Genomic DNA, 19087 nt, shown 5'->3' with positions numbered 1-19087 from the left:
CGTCCGCCCGTCTGCCGGATCCAGGCTCAGGTCAGCTCGGCTTCGGGGCTGCGGTAGTGGTAGCGATAGGCGAAGACGAAGCCCAGACGCGCATACAGGCGCTTGGCGACCTCGTTGTCGCTGCCTACCTGCAGATAGGCCTGGCGTGCGCCCTGCGCATGGGCGAGAGCCAGCAGCGCACGGCACAGGCGCTCGCCATGGCCCTGGCGGGGCAGGGCCGAGGCGATGTCGTAGAGGCCGACGATGTCGCCATCGACCACCATCTGGCCGCAGGCGAGCAGGCGGCCCCCGGCGTCGTTCAGCGCAAAGCCCTGGTAGGCGACCGGGGCGTTAGCGATGCGCTCGGCATGGGCGGCGACGGCCGTGGGCGTGGAGCCGCGAAGCGCGCCGACCAGGGCGGCGTAGTCGGGTGCGGACAGGGCCTGGAGGGGGGCCGGCGCGGGCTCGGGCGCGAGGTGGTCCAGCACCATCACGTCGGCCGCATCGAAGGCCTCCCAGCCCTTGGCGGCCAGCCTTGCGTCCAGGTCGCTGGGCTGACTCCAGGGCGTCACGCGGACGGCCAACGGCAGGCCTGCGGCGTCGTAGGCGGCCTGGCACCGGGCCAGCAGTTCGTCCAGCGACAGAGCCCCACAGCGCAGCGCGTTGATGCAGCGCGAGCGCTTGGCCTTGCCCGGCGACAGGCGGATCAGCCAGCCGTCGATGTCGGCCTGCTGGGGCGGCGCGCTGGCGTCGAGACCAGCAAGCTCGGCGCGCAGGGCCAGCGGGTTCACCGCATCGTCCCGATCCGCTTCACCATCTCCTTGGCGAAGTCGAGGAAGGCCTGGGCGCCCTTGGAGCTGGGGTCGAAGACGACGCCCGGCAGGCCGTAGCTCGGTGCCTCGGCCAGGCGCACATTGCGCGGGATGACGGTGTCGAAGACCTTGTCGCCGAAGTGGGCCTTGAGCTGGTCGCTGACCTGCTGCTGCAGCGTGATGCGCGGGTCGAACATGACGCGCAGCAGGCCGATGATCTGCAGGTCGGGGTTCAGGTTGGCGTGGATCTGCTTGATCGTGTTGACCAGGTCGGTCAGGCCTTCCAGCGCGAAGTACTCGCATTGCATCGGCACGATGACGCCGTGGGCGCTGCACAGGCCGTTCAGCGTCAGCATGGACAGCGAGGGCGGGCAGTCGATCAGGATGAAGTCGTAGTCCGGGCCGGCGGCGGCCAGGGCGGCCTTGAGCCTGGCCTCGCGGCGCTCCAGCTCCACCAGCTCGACCTCGGCACCGGCCAGCTCGCGGTTGGCGCCGAGCACGTCGTAGCCGGCCTTCTCGGCGCGGGCCTTGGCCTCGGGCAGGGAGGCGGACTCCAGCAGCACGTCGTAGACGGTCAGCTCCAGCTTGCGCTTGTCGATGCCCGAGCCCATCGTCGCATTGCCCTGGGGGTCGAGGTCGACGACGAGGACGCGCTGGCCGATCTGGGCCAGGCCGGCGGCGAGGTTGACGGTGGTGGTGGTCTTGCCGACGCCGCCCTTCTGGTTGGCGATGCAGAAAATCTTGGCCATGGGTTCCAGTTCTCGGACTGCGGGCATCGTAACGGGGAGAGGGCGGGTCGACCCTCGGGCGGGACCCGCGAAGTGGCCCTTTTGCAGGCGCCCCGCTGTGGCCGCGTTACCGCGGCCGCATCCAGATCAGGCAGCGCTGGGCATCCAGGCCCGGGACGGCGAGTTGTTCCACGTGAAACACGTCCACGCTTGCGGGCAGGGCGGTGATCTCGTCGGCCGGGTGCTGGCCCTTCATGGCCATCCAGACCGCGCCTTTGGCCAAGTGTTGGCGGGTCAGGCTGGTGAAGTCGACCAGAGACGCGAAGGCGCGGGAGGTGATGACGCCGAAGGCTTCGGTCTTCAGCTGCTCGACCCGGCTGTGCACACCGTGCAGGTTGGGCAGCTTCAGCTCGGCGGCGACCTGCTGGATGAAGGTCGCCTTCTTGGCGACGGCGTCCACGCAGCTGACGTCGGTGCCGGGGCAGCAGATCGCGATGACGACGCCGGGCAGGCCGCCACCGGCGCCCACATCCATCAACCGGGCCGGTGCACCGTGCTTCTGCAGCGGTGCGATGACCGACAGGCTGTCGATCAGGTGGTGGCTTAGCATCTGCGCCGGGTCGCGGACGGCGGTCAGGTTGTAGACCTTGTTCCACTTCTGCAGCAGGGCCAGGTAGGCCAGCAGCTGGTCGACCTGGGTGGGCGAGAGTTCGAGACCGAGTTGCGTGGCCGCCGCTTCGAGCGTGGCCCTCATGCTGCTTCAGCTTCCGTGAAGCCCTTGAACTTGCCCTTGCGCAGGTGGACGAGCAGCAGCGAGATCGCGGCCGGCGTGATGCCGGAGATGCGCGAGGCCTGGCCCAGGGTTTCGGGGCGATGGGCGTTGAGCTTCTGGCGGGCCTCGAAGGAGAGGGCGTGGACGAGGCCGTAGTCCAGGTCGTCTGGCAGCTTCAGGTGCTCGAAGTGGGCGGCGCGGGCGACGTCGTCGACCTGCTTGTTGATGTAGCCGGCGTACTTGGTGCTGATCTCGACCTGCTCGGCGACGAGGTCGGCCAGCTCGCGGCCCAGTTCGACGACCAGGGTTTCACGTGAAACGGCGGCTTCGGGTCGCGCAATCGCCGCGACTTCGGCGATGGTGTCGAAGCCCACGCCTGGCCGGCGCAGCAGGTCGGCCAGGCTGTACTCGCGCTCCAGCGCCTTGCCGACCAGGCGCTCGGCGTCCGCCGCCGGCAGGATGCCGGGGTGGACCCAGGTGCTCTTCAGCTTCTCGGTTTCACGTGAAACAGCGTCACGCTTGCGGTTGAACGCGGCCCAGCGCTCGTCGTCCACCAGGCCCAGGCGGCGGCCGGTCTCGGTCAGGCGGGCGTCGGCGTTGTCCTCGCGCAGCTGCAGGCGGAACTCGGCGCGGCTGGTGAACATGCGGTAGGGCTCGGTCACGCCCTTGGTGATCAGGTCGTCCACCAGCACGCCCAGGTAGGCCTGGTCGCGCGCCGGCGTCCACGGGGCGTCGCCGCGCACCTGCAGCGCGGCGTTCAGGCCGGCGAACAGGCCCTGGGCCGCCGCTTCCTCGTAGCCGGTCGTGCCATTGATCTGGCCGGCGAAGAACAGACCCTGGATGACCTTGGTCTCGAAGCTGGCCTTCAGGCCGCGCGGGTCGAAGTAGTCGTATTCGATGGCGTAGCCGGGGCGCAGGATGTCGGCGTTTTCCAGGCCCGGGATGCTGCGCACCGCGGCGAGCTGGATGTCGAAGGGCAGGGAGGTGGAGATGCCGTTCGGGTAGAACTCGTGCGTCGTCAGACCCTCGGGCTCCAGGAAGATCTGGTGCGAGTCCTTGTCGGCGAAGCGGTTGACCTTGTCCTCGATGCTGGGGCAGTAGCGCGGGCCCACGCCTTCGATGACGCCGGTGAACATCGGGCTGCGGTCGAAACCGCTGCGGATGATCTCGTGGGTCTTCAGATTCGTGTGCGTGATCCAGCAGGGCAGCTGCTGCGGGTGCATGGCGGCGTTGCCGACAAAGCTGAACACCGGCACCGGAGCCAGATCACCGGGCTGGGCCTCGCACTTCGAGAAGTCGATGGTGCGGCCGTCCAGGCGTGGCGGCGTGCCGGTCTTGAGCCGGCCCTGCGGCAGCTTCAGCTCCTTGAGCCGTGCCGACAGCGACACCGCCGGCGGGTCGCCCGCGCGGCCGGCGCTGTAGTTCTGCAGGCCCACATGAATGCGGCCGTCCAGGAAGGTGCCGGCCGTCAGCACGACGGCACGGGCGCGAAAAGCGATGCCCGCCTGCGTGACGGCGCCGACGACGCGGTCGCCCTCCACCATCAGGTCGTCCACGGCCTGCTGGAACAGCATCAGATTCGGCTGGTTCTCCAGCCGGCGGCGGATGGCCGCCTTGTAGAGGATGCGGTCGGCCTGGGCGCGGGTGGCGCGCACGGCCGGGCCTTTGGAGCCGTTGAGGATGCGGAACTGGATGCCACCCTCGTCGGTGGCCAGGGCCATCGCGCCGCCCAGGGCGTCCACCTCCTTGACGAGGTGGCCCTTGCCGATGCCGCCGATGCTGGGGTTGCAGCTCATCTGGCCCAGGGTCTCGATGTTGTGGGTCAGCAGCAGCGTCTGCGCGCCCATGCGCGCGGCCGCGAGTGCCGCCTCGGTGCCGGCATGGCCGCCGCCGACGACGATGACATCGAATTCCTTGGGGTAAAGCATCTCGGTCCTGGAAAGAGCAGGTGCCCGCGCGAGGGCTCGGGCAAACCCCGAATTTTACGAAGCGGCTGTGGATAAGTCACCCCGTCCGGCGGGGCTGTGAAGGGACAATTCAGCGATGGATTGCCGCCCCCGCTGCGCCGCCTGCTGCATCGCGCCGTCGATCAGCTCGCCCATCCCAGGCCACCCGAACGGCAAGCCGGCTGGTGTGCGCTGCGCGCAGCTGGACGACGAGGACCGCTGCATGATCTTCGGCCGGCCCGAGCGCCCGGCCGTCTGCGGCTCGCTGCAGCCGGGCGAGGACATGTGCGGCGGCAGCCGCGAGCAGGCGATGCGCTGGCTGGGTTGGATGGAAGAACAGACGGCGCCTCGGGCCTGACGTCATCGATCTACGGCAGACTGCGCGACCATGCCTACGGTCGCAGACACCCCGGTTCCTCCCGCCAGCCTGCTCGGCCGCCTGGCCGCCCAGCGCGGCGCCTTCGCCGATGCCTACATGCTGCGCCTGCCGCGAACGATCACGCTGGCCGAGTTTGTCGAGGCCTTCTACACGACGCGCCTGTTCAAGCTCGAGCGCTGGCTGATCGCCCGCAGCGGCCGCCCGTCCAGCGATGCCGATGTGCGCGCCATTGCCCGGGGCGAGGACGGGCGCATGGCGGCCTGGACCGTCGAGGCGCGCGCGGCCGGTGAGCTGCTGATGCACGAGGACAGCGGCGTCACGCGCTCCTGGTTCAAGGCCGAGGCGGGGGAGGGCGGCGCGACGATTCTGTGGTTCGGCTCGGCCCTGATCCCGCGCCGGCGGGGCCCGGGCGGCGAGCCGCGCTTCGGCTGGCCCGTCCATGCGCTGATGGGCTTTCACCGCTGGTATTCACGGGCGCTGCTGAGGGCCGCCGCGCGACGGTTGGCTTAGGGCCCCGTGCCCTTGCCCGAGACCTTGTACGTGACCGGCTGGCCCGTGGCCAGGTCTTCGATCCACGCCGCGCATTCCGCCGCCGCGATGCGCCCGGCCACGCGGTAGCGCTTGCCGGCCTCGGGCGCGAAGGCTACGTCGCCCTCCACGCGGCAGGTCGGGTGGGTCATCGCGAGGATGGGCGCGGCGTACTGCGTGACGGCCTGCAGCCGCACGCGGGCCGGGCGCGGCGGAACCTCGTTGCTCAAGGCCACCGGCGCGACGCTGAAGCCGCGGCCCTGGTTGGCCTGCAGCGTCGCGATGCTGGTGCTGAGCAGGCGGCGGCCGTCGACCTGCGTCATCTCGAAGACGTGGACGAGGCTGCCGCTCACTTGGGAGGTTTGGTCGGCGACATTGACGGTGGGGCCGTCGTAGCCGTCGGGCGTGGCCGGCTGGAAGCCCTGGTAGGCGGCACAGCCGGCCAGCAGGGCCGCGGCGACGGCGCTGGCAGCGGACTTCATCGTGCCACCGCCGCGCGCATCGAGCGGGCCACATAGGCCAGCGCCACGGCCGCCAGCGCGAAGCCGACCAGCACGCCCGGCAGGACCTGGGCCCAGCGCAGCGCCTCGCCCTTGAGCACCTGCAGCATCAGCGTGTTCTGCGCGAGACCCGGCACCCAGAGATACCAGGGTGCGTCGCCGCCCGGGTTGAACAGGCTGACCATGGGCATCAGGCTGACGGCCGTGATGACCAGGGTGCTGCTGGCCTGGGCCTCCTTGAAGGTCTTGGAGCGGATGGCCAGGGCCATCAGCAGGGCCGACAGGCCCGCCGCGAGCGGGATCTGCAGCAGCCAGAAGGCCAGCACCTCAGGCCCGCCGAAGCTGAACTGGGCCTGCAGCACGTCGCTCTTCAGCAGCCATTGCGCCGGGATGAAGCTCAGCGACGACATCAGCGCCACGGCCATGCCCAGCAGCGCGACGGCGCCCCATTTGCCGGCCACGATGGCGCCGTGGGGTGCTGGGTTCATCAGCAGCGGCTCCAGCGAGCCGCGCTCGCGTTCGCCGGCCGTGCTGTCCAGCGCGGCGGTCAGCGCGCCGTAGAGCACGGCCATGATGATGAACATCGGGATGATGCTGGTCAGCCGCGCCGCACGCGCCTGGGCGCTGGCGAGGTCGCGCTCCTGCACGTCCACGGGTTCCAGCAGCTCGGTGGAGACGCCGCGCATCGCGAGGTTGAGCATGGCGCGTTCGTGGCTGAAGCCCAGCAGCAGGCCGCGCAGCGGGCCGGTGCCGGCCATCGCGCGCTGGTTGGCGCTGTCGCTGACGATCTCCACCGTCGGCGCTTCGCCGGTGCGCAGCTTGGCCTCGAAGTCCTTGGGCACGACGAGCACGGGCTCCAGCAGCGTCGTCGCGCGCAGCCGGGCCTCGTAGTCGGCGGGCGCGGGCTTCATCGTGTAGGTCTGGCGCTCGATGTAGTTGGCCAGCGTCGGCGCGGCGTCCATGCCGACGACGAGGACCTCGCGTTTGTCGGCGCGCTCCTCCAGCGACGCGATCAGGCCGGACAGGGCGGTCAGCAGCAGCGGCCCCATCAGCACGGCGGGGATCAGCAGGCGCAGCAGCGTGCGGCGGTCGCGCAGCGCGTCGCTCAGCTCTTTGACGAAAACGATCAGGGCCTGTTTCATGCGGCCACCTCTTCTGGGAATGCGAGCTTCACGAAGGCGTCCTCGAAGCGGGTTTCGCCGGCCTGGGCCAGCAGCTCCGGCACGCTGCCGCGCGCGACACTGCGGCCGTGGGACACGACGACGACCTCGTCGCAGAGCTGCTCCACCTCCTGCATGATGTGGGTCGAGAAGACGATGCATTTGCCGCCGCCCGCCGGGCTCTTCAGCCAGCGCAGGGCCTCGCGCAGCGCGCGGGTGGCGAGCACGTCCAGGCCGTTGGTGGGCTCGTCCAGCACGATGTTGGCGGGGTCGTGCACCAGGGCGCGGGCCAGGGCCGTCTTCATGCGCTCGCCCTGGCTGAAACCGTCGGCGCGGCGGTCCAGGATGGATTGCATCTCCAGGAGCCGCGCCAGCTCCTCGGCGCGCGCGTTGGCGGCCTCAGGGCTCATGCCCTGCAGGCGGCCGAAGTAGACGATGTTCTCGCGCGCCGACAGCCGCGGATAGAGGCCATGGGCGTCGCCGAGGATGCCCATGCGGCCCAGGGCCTTCAGGGCATCCTCCTTGACCGCGATGCCGTCGACCGTGATGTGGCCCGCGTCCGGCGGCAGCAGGCCGGCCAGCATGCGCAGCGTTGTCGTCTTGCCGGCACCGTTGGCGCCCAGCAGGCCGGTGATGCGGCCGTTGGCGGCTGCGAGGCTCACGCCCTGCACCGCATGCACGATGCGCCTGGTACCGCGCTTGAACAGGCTGCCGCCGCTCTGGGCGACGAACTGCTTGTGAACGTCCTGGATCTCGATCATTTCGCCGCCCCTTCCTGAACGGGCTGGAAGGCGACGGGGCGCGGGATGCGGGTCGCGCAGGCGGCGTCCTGGGGCAGGGCCTGGGCGTCGGTCTTCGCGTCGATGAAGCGGAACACGATGTCGCGCACGCAGCCCACGCCCATCACGCCGTGGCCGGATTCGGGCACGACGATGTGCTGCACCCGCTCGGCATGGCCGGCCGCCAGGGCCTTGGCGACGCGCTCGCCGTGGCGCGGCGGCGTGGCCGGGTCGGCGCCGCCGCTCATCACCAGCACCGGGCCGGGCGCGGGCGGAATCTTGTAGAAGTCCGCCGGCACTTCGCCGCGCGGCCAGTTGCGGCAGACGCGGCTGTACATCTCGGCGTCGAGGGTCCGGAAGTCCGCGCCCGGCGCGTCCGTCGCCTGGGCGATGCGCGGAGCGTCCTCGGCGCACATGACCGAGAAGTGCATGCCCATCGCGAGCTTCATGCCCTTGCCGCTGCCGAAGGCCGTCGTCAGGCCGAACAGGCCCTCGAAGCGGCCCTCGGTGGCCGCCGCGTGGAGGGCCGCGGGCAGGGCGGCGGCCAGTGCCGGCTGGTAGAGCGGCGGGCGCACCGCGCGCAGCAGCAGGCCGCGGTCGACCGTGAAGTGCTCGGCCGCGCCGGTCAGCGGCTGGGCCACCGTGACCTGGCGGGGCAGCGAGGCGAGCAGGGCCTGCCAGTCGGCGCGCAGCGTTGGGTGGGTCTTGGCGTTGGCTTCGATCAGCTTGTCCAGCGCGGCCTGGGTGTCGGTCGAGAAGCTGGCCGGCAGGATCATGTCCGGCGGCGCGACGCCGTCGATGACGGTGCGGCGCACCCGGGTCGGGAACTGGCGCAGGTATTCCAGCGCGGCGCGCGTGCCGTAGCTGCCGCCGATCAGGTTCCACTGCGGTACACCCAGCGCTTCGCGCACGGCGTCCATGTCCTGCATCGCGATGGTCGTCGTGAAGAAGCGCAGGTCTCCGTAGGGCAGCTTTTCCAGCGCGGCGCGGCAGGCGTCGATGCGGCGCATCTGCGCGGCCGGTTCCAGCTGTTCGCCGATGGGCAGCTTGCTGTCGTCCGGGCAGTCCAGCGGCGCGGACTGGCCGGTGCCGCGCTGGTCGATGAAGACGAGGTCGCGGCGGTTGTTCAGCCGCGAGAGCCGCGGCAGCACGCGCGAGGCCACGTTGATCGCGCTCTGGCCGGGGCCGCCGGCCAGCATCAGCACGGCGTCGGGCAGCTTGTTGCGTGCCAGCGCGGGCACGACGAGGTAGTGGATGTCGACCTTGACGCCGTCGGGCCGGGCCGGGTCCAGCGGGCGCTGCAGGCTGCCGCATTGCAGCTCGTTGGGAATGCCGTCGATGCGGCAGGCTTTCATCTCCGGCGTCGCCGCCAGCGCCGTGCCTCCCAGGCCCGTCGTCATCAGGAGCGCCAGCAGGCGCCCTCGCCAATCACGCATGCCAATCTCTTCTTGTCGTTGGGATGGCGCGCAGTATCCGGCGCTGGCCACTGCGCCCGCGCCGCCGGCGGGATGAGTGGCCAGCGGCGCCGCATGAGCGGCAAGAAACGCGGGGCGGCTGGCGTCAGGCCTTCTTCATCAGGCCCTGGCAGGCCGACCTGGCCTTGGCGTCGCCCGCGTCCAGCTTGCCGCAGACGCCGTCGAGCTGGGCCTTCAGGCGGCCCACGGCGGCGGCCTGGGCGGGAGTCTTGTTCCAGTCGGCCAGCAGCGTCGCCACCTTCTTCAGCGAGCGCTCGCTGCGCTCGTAGAAGGCGCCGGGGTCCTTCTCGGCCTCGGCGAACAGCTGGGCGGCCGTCTTCTCGATGCGGGCCGTGTCCGCCGGCGCCAGCTCGACCAGCGCGGCGAAGTAGTTGGAGCCCCATTGCAGCCGTGTGGCCGGGCCCTCGCTCTTGTTGAAGGCCTCCTCGTACCAGTGCAGCGCGTCCGCCTTCCTGCCCTGTTTCTTCGCGTTGCCGCCGAGCTGGCTCATCAGGTAGTAGGGCGAGTGGCTGCGGGCCAGGGCGGACTTCAGCAGCTCGTCGCTGTCCTTCCACAGCCCCGCGCTGCCCAGCAGATGGGCGGCCTCGGTGACGACGGCCTGGCGCTCGTAGCCATCGGTGATCTCGCGGTTGGCGCGGCCGGCCTGGTCGCGCGCCTCGGCCAGCAGGGCCGCCGGGATGCCCTTGGGGTTGGGGTCGTCTCTGGGCGTGTCCAGGCGTGCCAGGTCGACGCGGCCCTGCAGCGCGTTCAGCCGGTCGGCGCGCGACAGCGTCGCGTCCGCATTCAGGCGTTTCAGCGCGGCGTCGAACTCGGTGACGAGGGCGTTGCGCGCGTCGCCAGGTTGCGGCGCGAAGGCCTTGACGAGGTCGGGCGCCTCGTTGGTCAGCACGTCCATCTGCGCGTGGGCCTGGACCGGGTCGGCCAGCACGGCGCGCAGGCGCGGCAGCTGGGCGGGGTCGGCCGCCTTGCCCTCGGCCATCGCGCCGACGGACTTCAGCCACAGCCGCGACGTCGTCTCGGCATCCACGCCCTCGCTGGCCTTGGCCAGCTGGGCCAGCGTCGCCGGGCGCTGCTCGGCCGGCAGCAGCTGTTGCTCGTCCGTCTCCCAGCCGTAGAAGCCCAGCAGCCGCCATTCGTTGGCGCTGAGCTTTTTGCCGGCCCGGGCGTCGGCCAGCACGGCCTTGACCGGCCGGCCGCTGGACAGGCCGAGCTGCAGCACCTTCATGACCTGGGCCGCGTCGGCCTCGCCGGGCAGGCGGGTGATCTCGCTGCCATTGGGGTTGAACAGGATCAGCGTCGGGTAGCCGCGCACCTTGAAGCGCGTGCCGAGCTTCTGCGCACCGGGGGCGTCGCCGTCTATGCCCACGGCGACGAAGGCCTTGCTTTGCTCGATGAAGTCCGCGCGGTTGAAGAGGGTGGCCTTGAGCTGGTTGCAAGGCGGGCACCACTTGGCGCCCCAGTACAGCAGCACCGGCTTCTTCTCGGCCTTGGCCCGCACGAAGTAGCGGTCGATGTCGGCATCGGCCGCGGCGGCCTGCCAGGCGACGCCGGGGCCGGTGCTGGCCTGGGCGGCCGGCGCGGCGGCGAGGAGGAGGGCGGTGGCCAGGGCGGCCAGGGTGGGCGCAGCAGAGGTGGTGATCTTCATCGGGCCTGGGGATCGATCGTGTCGAAGCTGGCATTTTGCGCCGCACGCACGCCACAGAATCTGCGCATGCCGAATAAGCTAGATCGTCGCCTGGACGGAGCCTTGACCGCCCTGCGCGAACACTCGCGGCCCGACCAGCTCGACGCGATGGCTCGCTTCGGCCTCACGGGCGACGGCCGCCTGGGCTTGGCCGTGCCGACGCTGCGCGCGCTGGCCCGCGAGGTCGGGCGGGATCACGAGCTGGCCCTGGCGCTGTGGGACAGCGGCATCCCCGACGCGCAGATCCTGGCCGGCATGCTGGCCGAGCCGGCCCGGCTGACCGTCGAGCAGATGGACCATTGGGTGGCCGGCATGCGCGCCTGGGACGTCTGCGACCAGGCCTGCACCCATGCCTTCGTGAAGAGCCCGCTGGCCTGGGAGGCCATCCCGCGCTGGGCGGCGCGCGAGGCCGAGTTCGAGAAGCGCGCCGGCTTCGCGCTGCTGGCCGTGGCGGCCGTGCACCAGAAGCAGCGGCCCGATGCCGACTTCCTGGCCCGCCTGCCGCTGATCGAGGCGGCGGCGGGCGACGAGCGCAACTTCGTCAAGAAGGCCGTCAACTGGGCGCTGCGCCAAATCGGCAAGCGCAGCCCGGCGCTGCGTGAGCCGGCGCTTACTGTGGCGGGGCGCCTTTGTGAACGGAGCGAGAAGTCGTCCCGATGGATTGGTAGCGATGCGCGGCGGGAACTGAGCCGTCGCCCTTAATTGGGGGTCGGAGGCGATGTTTTGAGGGCGACTCGGTGCCGGAAAGCCTTGGCTGTCAGTCCATGGAACTTGACTCTGGCCCCACTTTATATCCCCCTTTGGAGGGAGATCCGGGGGATGGCGGGGAGCGCCCTCCCCCATCGCTCCACCCTTCGGGCGATGGCCCGTAAACAGGCCGGAACCGATGCTGACGGTGTGACGTTTGCCATGACGTCCAACCCCTCAGAACCCGGAGCCACCATGCAATTCTTCGACGCCTCGCAGTTCCCCTGGTCCAACTCCAAGCTGCCCCAGAACATGGCCTTGACCTTGGGCAGTGCGCAGCGCCTGGCGGGGTCGACGGGGTCCCGCAAGATCGATTGCAGTTGGTACGACTCCAGTTTCGACCTGGCCCAGGGCCTGGAAGTCGCCGAACACGACAACGACACGCTGTATCAGCTCTGGGAACTCTCCAGGAATTGAGCCGCCCCCGCGGCCTTACAGCGAGCAGGCCAGCTGGGTGCCCTGCAGGATGGCCCGCTTGGCGTCCAGCTCGCCAGCCTCCAGCGCGCCGCCGATCAGGTGCACGCTGACCCCCGCGGCCTGCAGCGGCGCCTGCAACTCGCGCAGCGGCTCCTGGCCGGCGCACAGCACGATGGTGTCGGCCTCGATCAGCTGGGCATCCGCCCGCTTCTCGCCATAGCTGACCCAAAGGCCCTCGGGCGTGATCTGCTCGTAGTTCACGCTGGCCAGCATGTCGACGTTCTTCATCTTCAGCGCCGCGCGGTGGATCCAGCCCGTCGTCTTGCCCAGGCCCGCGCCCAGCTTGCCGGCCTTGCGTTGCAGCAGCGTGATCTGGCGCGTGGGCGCCTCGGGCGCCGGGCGCAGCAGACCGGCGCGCACCTGCTCCGGGTCGCCCACGCCCCAGTGCCGGCGCCAGGCGGCCGGGTCCAGCGTCAGCGAGTGGCCGGCCTCCAGCAGGTACTCGGCCATGTCGAAGCCGATGCCGCCGGCGCCGACGATGGCCACGCGTGCGCCCACCGGCCTGCCGTGGCGCAGCACATCGATATAGCTCAGCACCTGGCCGCGCGCGATGCCTTCGTCCTGGCCCTTGATCCGCGGGTCGCGGGCGCTGACGCCGGTGGCCAGCAGCACCTCGTCGAAGCCCTTCAGGTCCTCGGCCGCGACGCGGCGGTTGAGCTGCAGGTCCACGCCAGTGACCTCGATGCGGCGGCCGAAATAGCGCAGCGTCTCGCTGAACTCCTCCTTGCCCGGCACGCGCTTGGCCAGGTTGAACTGGCCGCCGATCTCGGCCGCCGCGTCGAACAGCGTGACCGCGTGGCCGCGCTCGGCCAGCGTCGTCGCCGCGGCCAGGCCGGCCGGGCCGGCGCCCACCACGGCGACGCGCTTCTTCGCGCCGTTCACCGGCTTCAGCACGATCTCCTGTTCATAGGCCGCGCGCGGGTTTACGAGGCAGGTGGAGATCTTCTGCGCGAAGGTGTGGTCCAGGCAGGCCTGGTTGCAGGCGATGCAGGTGTTGATCTCGTCGGCGCGGTTCTCGCGCGCCTTCTTCACGAAGGCCGGGTCGGCCAGGAAGGGCCGCGCCATCGACACCATGTCGGCCGAGCCGTCCGTGAGCACGCCTTCGGCCACCTCGGGCGTGTTGATGCGGTTGCTGGTGATCAGCGGCGTCGTGATGCCCTCGGCGCGCAGCTGGGCGCGGAGTTTTGCCGTCACCCACGCAAAGCCCGCACGCGGCACGCTGGTCGCGATCGTCGGGATGCGCGCCTCGTGCCAGCCGATGCCGGTGTTGATGATGGTCGCGCCGCCGCGCGCCACGCGCCGGCCCAGCTCCACCACCTCCTCCCAGCTGCTGCCGTCGGGCACCAGGTCCAGCATCGAGAGGCGGTAGATGATGATGAAGTCCGGCCCCACGGCCTCGCGCATGCGGGCCAGGATCTCCAGCGGCAGGCGCATGCGGTTTTCGTAGCTGCCGCCCCAGTCGTCCGTGCGTTGGTTGGTGTGCGCGACGAGGAACTGGTTGATGAAATAGCCCTCGCTGCCCATCACCTCGACGCCGTCGTAGCCGGCCTCGCGGGCCAGCCTGGCGCAACGGACGAAGGCACGGATCTGGCGCTCGATGCCCCGCGGGCTCAGCTCGCGCGGCGTGAACGGCGAGATGGGCGACTGGATGCGCGACGGCGCCACGCACAGCGGCGAGTAGCCATAGCGGCCGGTGTGCAGGATCTGCAGCGCGATCTTGCCGCCCTCGGCGTGCACGGCATCCGTGATGATCTTGTGCCGCCGCGCCGCGCCCGAGGTTGCCAGCGTGCCGGCGAAGGGCTTGGCCCAGCCCTCGATATTGGGCGCGAAGCCGCCCGTCACGATCAGCCCGACCTCCCCCTTCGCGCGCTCGGCGAAGAACACGGCCATGCGCTCGAAGTGCTTGCGCCCGTCCTCCAGGCCGGTGTGCATGCTGCCCATCAGCACGCGGTTCTTCAGCGTCGTGAAGCCGAGGTCCAGGGGCGCGAGGAGGTGGGGATAGTTCATCCGGCGCATGCTAACCAGCGCAGCCCCCCGCGGATTGGAGAGGTCTCCTCAGCACGGCGGTGAGTCCGCAGCAACAGTTCTTCACCCCCTGCTAGATGGTGGAAATGGCGATGCCTCCGGCATGAGTTCTAATCGCGAGTCCGCGTTCTTGGGATTCGGCCCGGCGGGTTTGGTTTTTTCGGAGAGTTCTCGATGCGATTCACCCCTTGGGCCACCCGGATGGTCCTGACGCTGAGCCTGACGGCCACGGCCTTCCTGACCGCATGCGGCAGCGGCGGCAGCGGCAGCAACACGCAGGTCCGCCTGCTCAATGCCACCCGTTCCTACGCAGCGCTGGACCTGACGGTCAACGACAAGACCATCAACAGCAAGATCGCCTACGCCACCGTGGGTGACTACGGCACGGTCGACACCAACAACACCGCCACCAAGGTGCTGACCAGCGACGTCGGCACCAGCGTCGCCGCGACGACGCCGACGCTGAGCTCGGGCAGCAACTACACCTACATCACCTACGGCTTCGCCGGTGCCATCCGCACGACGCTGCTGCAGGAAGCCCAGACGGCCCCCGACGCCAACAAGGCCTCGCTGCTGGTGCTGAATCTGGCGCCCGACGCCGGCGCGATGGACATCTACCTGACCTCCGCGGCCGACTGCTCGCTCACCACCGAGACCGCGCTGACGACCAACCTGGCCGGTGGCGCCGGAAGCGGCTACATCCAGATCAACTCGGGCACCTTCCGTGTCTGCGTGACCGGCTACAACAACCGCAGCGACCTGCGCCTGAACATCCCGGCCATCACGCTCGGTTCCGCCAGCGTCAACTCGCTGATCCTCACCGCCACCGACGGCGGCGTGCTGGTCAACGGCATCACCCTGGTCCAGAAGGGCGCGGCCCAGAACTTCCCGAACACGCAGTCCCGCGTGCGCACCGTCGCCGCGCTGACCAACGGCAGCACCGTGACCTCGTCGATCAACGGCCAGGCCATGTTCGGCAGCACCGCCATCAGCCCGCTGATCAGCCCCTACGTCACGACGGCCTCGGGCGCCAGCACGCTGAGCGTCAACGTCGACGGCCTGGGCATGAGCTTCACCCCTCCGACGCTGACCGCCGGCGGCGACTACACGCTGCTGGTCTGGGGCGACGCCTCCGCGCCCAAGATGTCGGTGCTGAGCGACGACAACCGCCTGCCCACGGTCAACGGCAACGTCAAGATCCGCCTCGTGAACGCGCTGCCGACGCTGACCTCCTCGCTGAACGTCGACTTCAGCGCGCTGGCCGCCAACGTGTCGCCCGGCATGAGCTCCACGCCCGCCAGCATCTCGTCGACGACGAGCTCGCAGGTGGACGTGACCGTGCCGACCTCGGCCGCGTCGATCTACACCAAGTCCGACCTGGCCTTCCCGGCCAACAGCGTCTGGACCTTCTTCGCCGTGCCGACCACGTCGACCGCGTCGACGACGACGACGCTGATGCCCGTTCCCGGCATGGGCGCCCTGCCCAAGCGCGAGCGCCCGTAAGCTCGGCCGCCCCGAACGCAAAGCCCCCGTGCCCGCCGGCCGGGGGCTTTGTTCTTTCCGGCGCGAAGATCGCGCCATGTCCGCACCGGCCCGCATCCACCTGCAGCGCCTGCGCCAGCTCTGGCGCAGCGCCGGCTGGCCCAGCCAGGACCTCGTCGAGATCGAGCTGCTGGCCGCCGGCTGGGTCGAGCGCCTGCAGGAGGCCGATGGCCGCGAGCGCCTGCGCGTGACCGACGCGGGCGTGGCTCTGATCGCCGAATCGCTGAGCCGCAACCGGGCAGCCCGCGACGCGCACGAGGCCCTCGTCGAGCGCGTCGCCACCGAGATGCAGCGCGGCGGCCGCATCGCCTGGCGCGGCCTCAGCCTGCGCGCCGGCCTGGCCGGAGAGGACGGCAGGATGCAGTGGGTCAACGCGATGCCCGACGTCTATTCCATCCGCCATAGCACCGTGGAGGACTACCTCGAGCCCGCCATCCACGAGATCAAGGTCAGCCGCGCCGACCTGCTCGGCGAGCTGCGCCGCCCGGCCAAGTCGGCCGCCTACCGCGCGCTGTGCGGCCAGTGCTGGTTCGTCATCAAGGCCGGCATCGCTGCGCCGGACGAGATCCCGCCGGAGTACGGCGTGCTGATCGGCCACGCCAGCCATCTCGAACTGGCCCGCCCCGCGCCCAAGCGCGCCCACAGGCCCGACTTCGCCACCTGGATGGCCCTGGCGCGCGCGACGCCGCTGCTGCCTCCCGACGACGATCCACAATCGCCGCTATGACTCCACGCAACGGCCCCATGCTCGACGCCCGCTGCCCGCGCTGCCGTGGCGGCTTCGAATGCGGCGCCCAGGCCGGCCAATGCGCCTGCGACGGCATCCGCCTGACCGATCGCCTGCGCGCCGAACTGGCCGCGCGCTACGACGGCTGCCTCTGCATGCCCTGCCTGCGCGAGCTGCTCGAGCGCGATGCGCGCAGCGACGCGGCCAACGCCGGGCCGCCTATGCCGGGCTGATGCCGCGTTGAGGCAGAGCGGGCAGGCATGATGGCCGCATGTCTGCCTTCGACCGCCTCGCCCCGCCTCTTTTCATCTTCATCTGGGCCACCGGCTACATCGTCGCCAAGCTGGCCGCGCCCTATGCCGACCCGCTGACCTTCCTGAGCTGGCGCTATGCCGGCGTCGTCGCGCTGATGCTCGCGCTGGCCCTGGCGGCCCGCGCGCCCTGGCCCTCGCGGCGCGACATGCTGCACCTGGCCGTCGCCGGCCTGGGCATCCAGTCTCTCTACCTCGGCGGCGTCTGGGTCGCCATCCGCCAGGGCCTGCCGGCCGGCACGGCGGCGCTGATCGTCAACCTGCAGCCGGTGCTCGTGGCCGCGCTGGCGCCGCTGATCGGCGAGCGCGTCGCGCCGCGGCAGTGGCTGGGCGTGGCCCTGGGCCTTGCCGGCGTCGTCCTCGTCATCTGGCACAAGCTGACGCTGGCGGCGAGCTTCGGCCCGCCGCTGCTGCTGTGCCTGATGGCCCTGCTGGCCATCACCGGCGGCACGCTCTACCAGAAGCGTTTCGTGCCCCACTTCGACCTGCGCACCGGCCAGGTCGTGCAGTTCGCCGCCGCGCTGGCCGCCACGCTGCCGCTGGCCTGGGCGCTGGAGCCGATGCGCATCGAGTGGAACGCGTCGGTGCTGGTGGCGATGGCCTGGAGCGTGCTCGTGCTGACGGCCGGCGGCATCAGCCTGATGTTCTACATGCTGCGCCATGGCCGCGTCACGGCGGTGTCCAGCACCATGTACCTGGTGCCCTCTGTCACCTCGGTGATGGCGTGGCTGCTGTTCGGCGAGACACTCGGCGCACAAGCCATCGCGGGCATGGGGGTGACGCTGCTCGGCGTCTACCTCGTCGTCGCGAGAAAGCCAACGGAGACCTCTGCATGACCCGAGCCCATCACAAGTTCTGGCCGGCGCGCGTGCCGCACGCGATCAGCCCGCCGGCCACGGCCCTGCCCGACAACCTCTTCGTCAACGCCCGCCGCTTTCCCGACCGGCCGGCCCTGGTCTTCCTCGGCCAGACGACGACCTATGCGGAGCTGGCCGCCCAGGTGCAGCGCCTGGCCGCCTGGCTGGCCCAGCGCGGCATCAGACGAGGCGACCGCGTGCTCGTCGGCCTGCAGAACTGCCCGCAGCTCGTCATCGCCCACTACGCCATCCTCGGTGCCGATGCCGTCGTCGTGCCCGTCAACCCGATGAACCGGGCGGCCGAGCTCAGGCATCTCATCGAGGACAGCGGCGCCGTGCTCGCGATCACCAGCGCCGACCTCAGCGCCGAGTGGCTCGCCGCCGGCATGGCGGCCAGGGACATGGTCGTCACCCATCTGGCCGAGGTGCTGCCCGGCGGCCGCACCGACGGCGCCGGCCTGCCCCCGGGCTGGGCCGACTGGCTCAACGCCGATATCGCGCTGCCCGCGGGCTGCACGCCCTGGGCCGAGGCCCAGGCCTGCAGCGCCGCGCCGCCGACCATGACGGTGGGCGCCGACGACCTCGCCCTGCTGCCCTACACCAGCGGCACCACCGGCAACCCCAAGGGCTGCATGCACAGGCACCGCAGCCTGCAGCACAACGTCTTCGCCGGCTGCCTGTGGGCCAATGCCAACCACGAGGACGTGGTGCTCGGCGTCGTGCCCATGTTCCACATCACCGGCATGGTCGTCGTGCTGCACGGCACGCTGGCCTGCGGCGCGGCCCTGGTGCTGATGCCGCGCTGGCAGCGCGAGTACGCGGCCCGGCTCATCCAGGAGCACCGCGTCACGCGCTGGACCAACATCCCCACCATGGTCATCGACCTGCTGGCCAGCCCTCAGGTGGACAGCTTCGACCTCGGCAGCATGATCTCCATCGGCGGCGGCGGCGCGGCCATGCCCCAGGCCATCGCCGAGCGCCTGTGGCAGCGCTGGGGCCTGCGCTACATGGAGGGCTACGGTCTCACCGAGACCGCCGCGCCCAGCCACAGCAACCCCTACGACGCGCCCAAGCAGCAATGCCTGGGCGTGCCCTATATGAGCTGCGACGCCCGCGTGATCGACCCGGACACGCTGCGCGAGCTGCCCGTGGGCGAGAGCGGCGAGATCATCGTGCACGGCCCCATGGTGTTCGCCGGCTACTGGGGCCGGCCCGAGGCGACCGAAGCGGCCTTCCTGGACTTCGACGGCAAGCGCTTCTTCCGTACCGGCGACATCGGCTACGTCGATGCCGACGGCTACTTCTTCATGACCGACCGCCTCAAGCGCATGATCAACGCGAGTGGCTTCAAGGTCTGGCCGAGCGAGGTGGAGAACCTGATGCACGCCCACCCCGGCATCGCCGAGGCCTGCATCATCTCGGCCCCCGACGCCTACCGCGGCGAGACGGTCAAGGCCGTCGTCGTGAGGCGCGCGGGGCACGAGTCGCTGACGGCCGAGCAGCTGCGCGACTGGTGCAAGGCCAATATGGCGGCCTACAAGGTGCCGGCCCTGGTCGAGTTCGTCGACAGCCTGCCCAAGAGCGGCGCCGGCAAGGTCATGTGGCGGGCCTTGCAGGAGCGCGAGAAGGCCAAGGGATGAGCGACGAGGCGCGGCTGAG

The 19087-nt window shown here is 70.5% G+C and carries 19 protein-coding genes; 9 read left to right on the top strand and 10 right to left on the bottom strand.

Annotated features, from left to right (window positions below; genetic code table 11):
* Positions 1-26 precede the first annotated feature (26 nt).
* The 4 genes from EV671_RS17860 to mnmG all read right to left on the bottom strand — a co-directional run bounded on the left by EV671_RS17860 (position 27) and on the right by mnmG (position 4219).
* Complete coding sequence (locus EV671_RS17860; protein ID WP_132574214.1) at positions 27-770, bottom strand: GNAT family N-acetyltransferase; 744 nt, start codon at positions 768-770, stop codon at positions 27-29.
* Positions 767-1540, bottom strand: a complete 774-nt coding sequence (locus tag EV671_RS17855; RefSeq protein WP_132574212.1) for a ParA family protein — start codon at positions 1538-1540, stop codon at positions 767-769. Before EV671_RS17855 ends, EV671_RS17860 begins: the two co-directional genes overlap by 4 nt.
* A gap of 106 nt (positions 1541-1646) precedes the next feature.
* On the bottom strand, positions 1647-2273 hold the full coding sequence (rsmG, locus tag EV671_RS17850; protein ID WP_132574210.1) for a 16S rRNA (guanine(527)-N(7))-methyltransferase RsmG: 627 nt from the start codon (positions 2271-2273) through the stop codon (positions 1647-1649).
* The gene (gene mnmG, locus EV671_RS17845; protein ID WP_132574208.1) at positions 2270-4219 is read right to left on the bottom strand and encodes a tRNA uridine-5-carboxymethylaminomethyl(34) synthesis enzyme MnmG; all 1950 of its coding nucleotides are present in this window, start codon (positions 4217-4219) and stop codon (positions 2270-2272) included. Before mnmG ends, rsmG begins: the two co-directional genes overlap by 4 nt.
* A 115-nt stretch (positions 4220-4334) precedes the next feature.
* Here mnmG and EV671_RS17840 point away from each other — a divergent pair, with 115 nt between their 5' ends.
* Both EV671_RS17840 and EV671_RS17835 read left to right on the top strand, forming a co-directional pair.
* Positions 4335-4595 carry a YkgJ family cysteine cluster protein gene (locus tag EV671_RS17840; RefSeq protein WP_132574206.1) on the top strand — a complete coding sequence of 87 codons (261 nt, stop codon included), beginning with the start codon at positions 4335-4337 and terminating at the stop codon, positions 4593-4595.
* A 30-nt stretch (positions 4596-4625) separates the two neighbouring features.
* A complete protein-coding gene (locus EV671_RS17835; RefSeq protein ID WP_132574204.1) occupies positions 4626-5126 on the top strand; it encodes a hypothetical protein in 501 nt (166 codons plus the stop codon).
* Here the strand turns inward: EV671_RS17835 and EV671_RS17830 are convergent.
* The 5 genes from EV671_RS17830 to EV671_RS17810 all read right to left on the bottom strand — a co-directional run bounded on the left by EV671_RS17830 (position 5123) and on the right by EV671_RS17810 (position 10703).
* Positions 5123-5626: a hypothetical protein gene (locus tag EV671_RS17830; protein WP_132574202.1), complete on the bottom strand. Its 504-nt coding sequence runs from the start codon at positions 5624-5626 to the stop codon at positions 5123-5125. The genes EV671_RS17835 and EV671_RS17830 overlap by 4 nt on opposite strands.
* A complete protein-coding gene (locus EV671_RS17825; protein WP_132574200.1) occupies positions 5623-6786 on the bottom strand; it encodes an ABC transporter permease in 1164 nt (387 codons plus the stop codon). Before EV671_RS17825 ends, EV671_RS17830 begins: the two co-directional genes overlap by 4 nt.
* Positions 6783-7565, bottom strand: coding sequence for an ABC transporter ATP-binding protein (locus tag EV671_RS17820; RefSeq protein WP_132574198.1), 783 nt, complete (start codon positions 7563-7565; stop codon positions 6783-6785). Before EV671_RS17820 ends, EV671_RS17825 begins: the two co-directional genes overlap by 4 nt.
* Positions 7562-9019, bottom strand: coding sequence for an alpha/beta fold hydrolase (locus EV671_RS17815; protein WP_132574196.1), 1458 nt, complete (start codon positions 9017-9019; stop codon positions 7562-7564). Before EV671_RS17815 ends, EV671_RS17820 begins: the two co-directional genes overlap by 4 nt.
* Positions 9020-9143: 124 nt before the next feature.
* Complete coding sequence (locus EV671_RS17810) at positions 9144-10703, bottom strand: thioredoxin family protein (protein ID WP_132574194.1); 1560 nt, start codon at positions 10701-10703, stop codon at positions 9144-9146.
* A gap of 102 nt (positions 10704-10805) precedes the next feature.
* On the opposite strand from EV671_RS17810, the gene EV671_RS17805 reads away from it, so the two are divergent.
* Together EV671_RS17805 and EV671_RS17800 are read left to right on the top strand one after the other, a co-directional pair.
* Positions 10806-11444: a DNA alkylation repair protein gene (locus tag EV671_RS17805; RefSeq protein WP_132574192.1), complete on the top strand. Its 639-nt coding sequence runs from the start codon at positions 10806-10808 to the stop codon at positions 11442-11444.
* Between the two features lie 240 nt (positions 11445-11684).
* Positions 11685-11906, top strand: coding sequence for a hypothetical protein (locus EV671_RS17800; RefSeq protein ID WP_132574190.1), 222 nt, complete (start codon positions 11685-11687; stop codon positions 11904-11906).
* 15 nt (positions 11907-11921) lie between these two features.
* Here the strand turns inward: EV671_RS17800 and EV671_RS17795 are convergent, their stop codons facing one another.
* Positions 11922-13982, bottom strand: coding sequence for an NADPH-dependent 2,4-dienoyl-CoA reductase (locus tag EV671_RS17795; protein ID WP_132574188.1), 2061 nt, complete (start codon positions 13980-13982; stop codon positions 11922-11924).
* Between the two features lie 183 nt (positions 13983-14165).
* Between EV671_RS17795 and EV671_RS17790 the strand changes: the two genes are divergently transcribed.
* From EV671_RS17790 to EV671_RS17770, 5 genes are all read left to right on the top strand, one after another.
* Entirely contained in the window at positions 14166-15494 is a 1329-nt protein-coding gene (locus tag EV671_RS17790) for a DUF4397 domain-containing protein (protein WP_132574186.1), read from the top strand.
* Between the two features lie 76 nt (positions 15495-15570).
* On the top strand, positions 15571-16260 hold the full coding sequence (locus EV671_RS17785) for a hypothetical protein (protein ID WP_132574184.1): 690 nt from the start codon (positions 15571-15573) through the stop codon (positions 16258-16260).
* The gene (locus EV671_RS17780; protein ID WP_132574182.1) at positions 16257-16493 is read left to right on the top strand and encodes a cysteine-rich CWC family protein; all 237 of its coding nucleotides are present in this window, start codon (positions 16257-16259) and stop codon (positions 16491-16493) included. The genes EV671_RS17785 and EV671_RS17780 overlap by 4 nt, the downstream gene beginning before the upstream one ends.
* A 38-nt stretch (positions 16494-16531) precedes the next feature.
* Positions 16532-17407: a DMT family transporter gene (locus tag EV671_RS17775; protein ID WP_132574180.1), complete on the top strand. Its 876-nt coding sequence runs from the start codon at positions 16532-16534 to the stop codon at positions 17405-17407.
* Positions 17404-19068, top strand: a complete 1665-nt coding sequence (locus EV671_RS17770) for a long-chain-fatty-acid--CoA ligase (protein ID WP_132574178.1) — start codon at positions 17404-17406, stop codon at positions 19066-19068. Before EV671_RS17775 ends, EV671_RS17770 begins: the two co-directional genes overlap by 4 nt.
* Positions 19069-19087 lie beyond the last annotated feature (19 nt).

It is taken from the genome of Roseateles saccharophilus (assembly GCF_004342485.1).
In the GTDB taxonomy this organism is placed as follows: domain Bacteria; phylum Pseudomonadota; class Gammaproteobacteria; order Burkholderiales; family Burkholderiaceae_C; genus Pelomonas; species Pelomonas saccharophila.
This window is presented reverse-complemented; position numbering and strand designations above follow the sequence as displayed.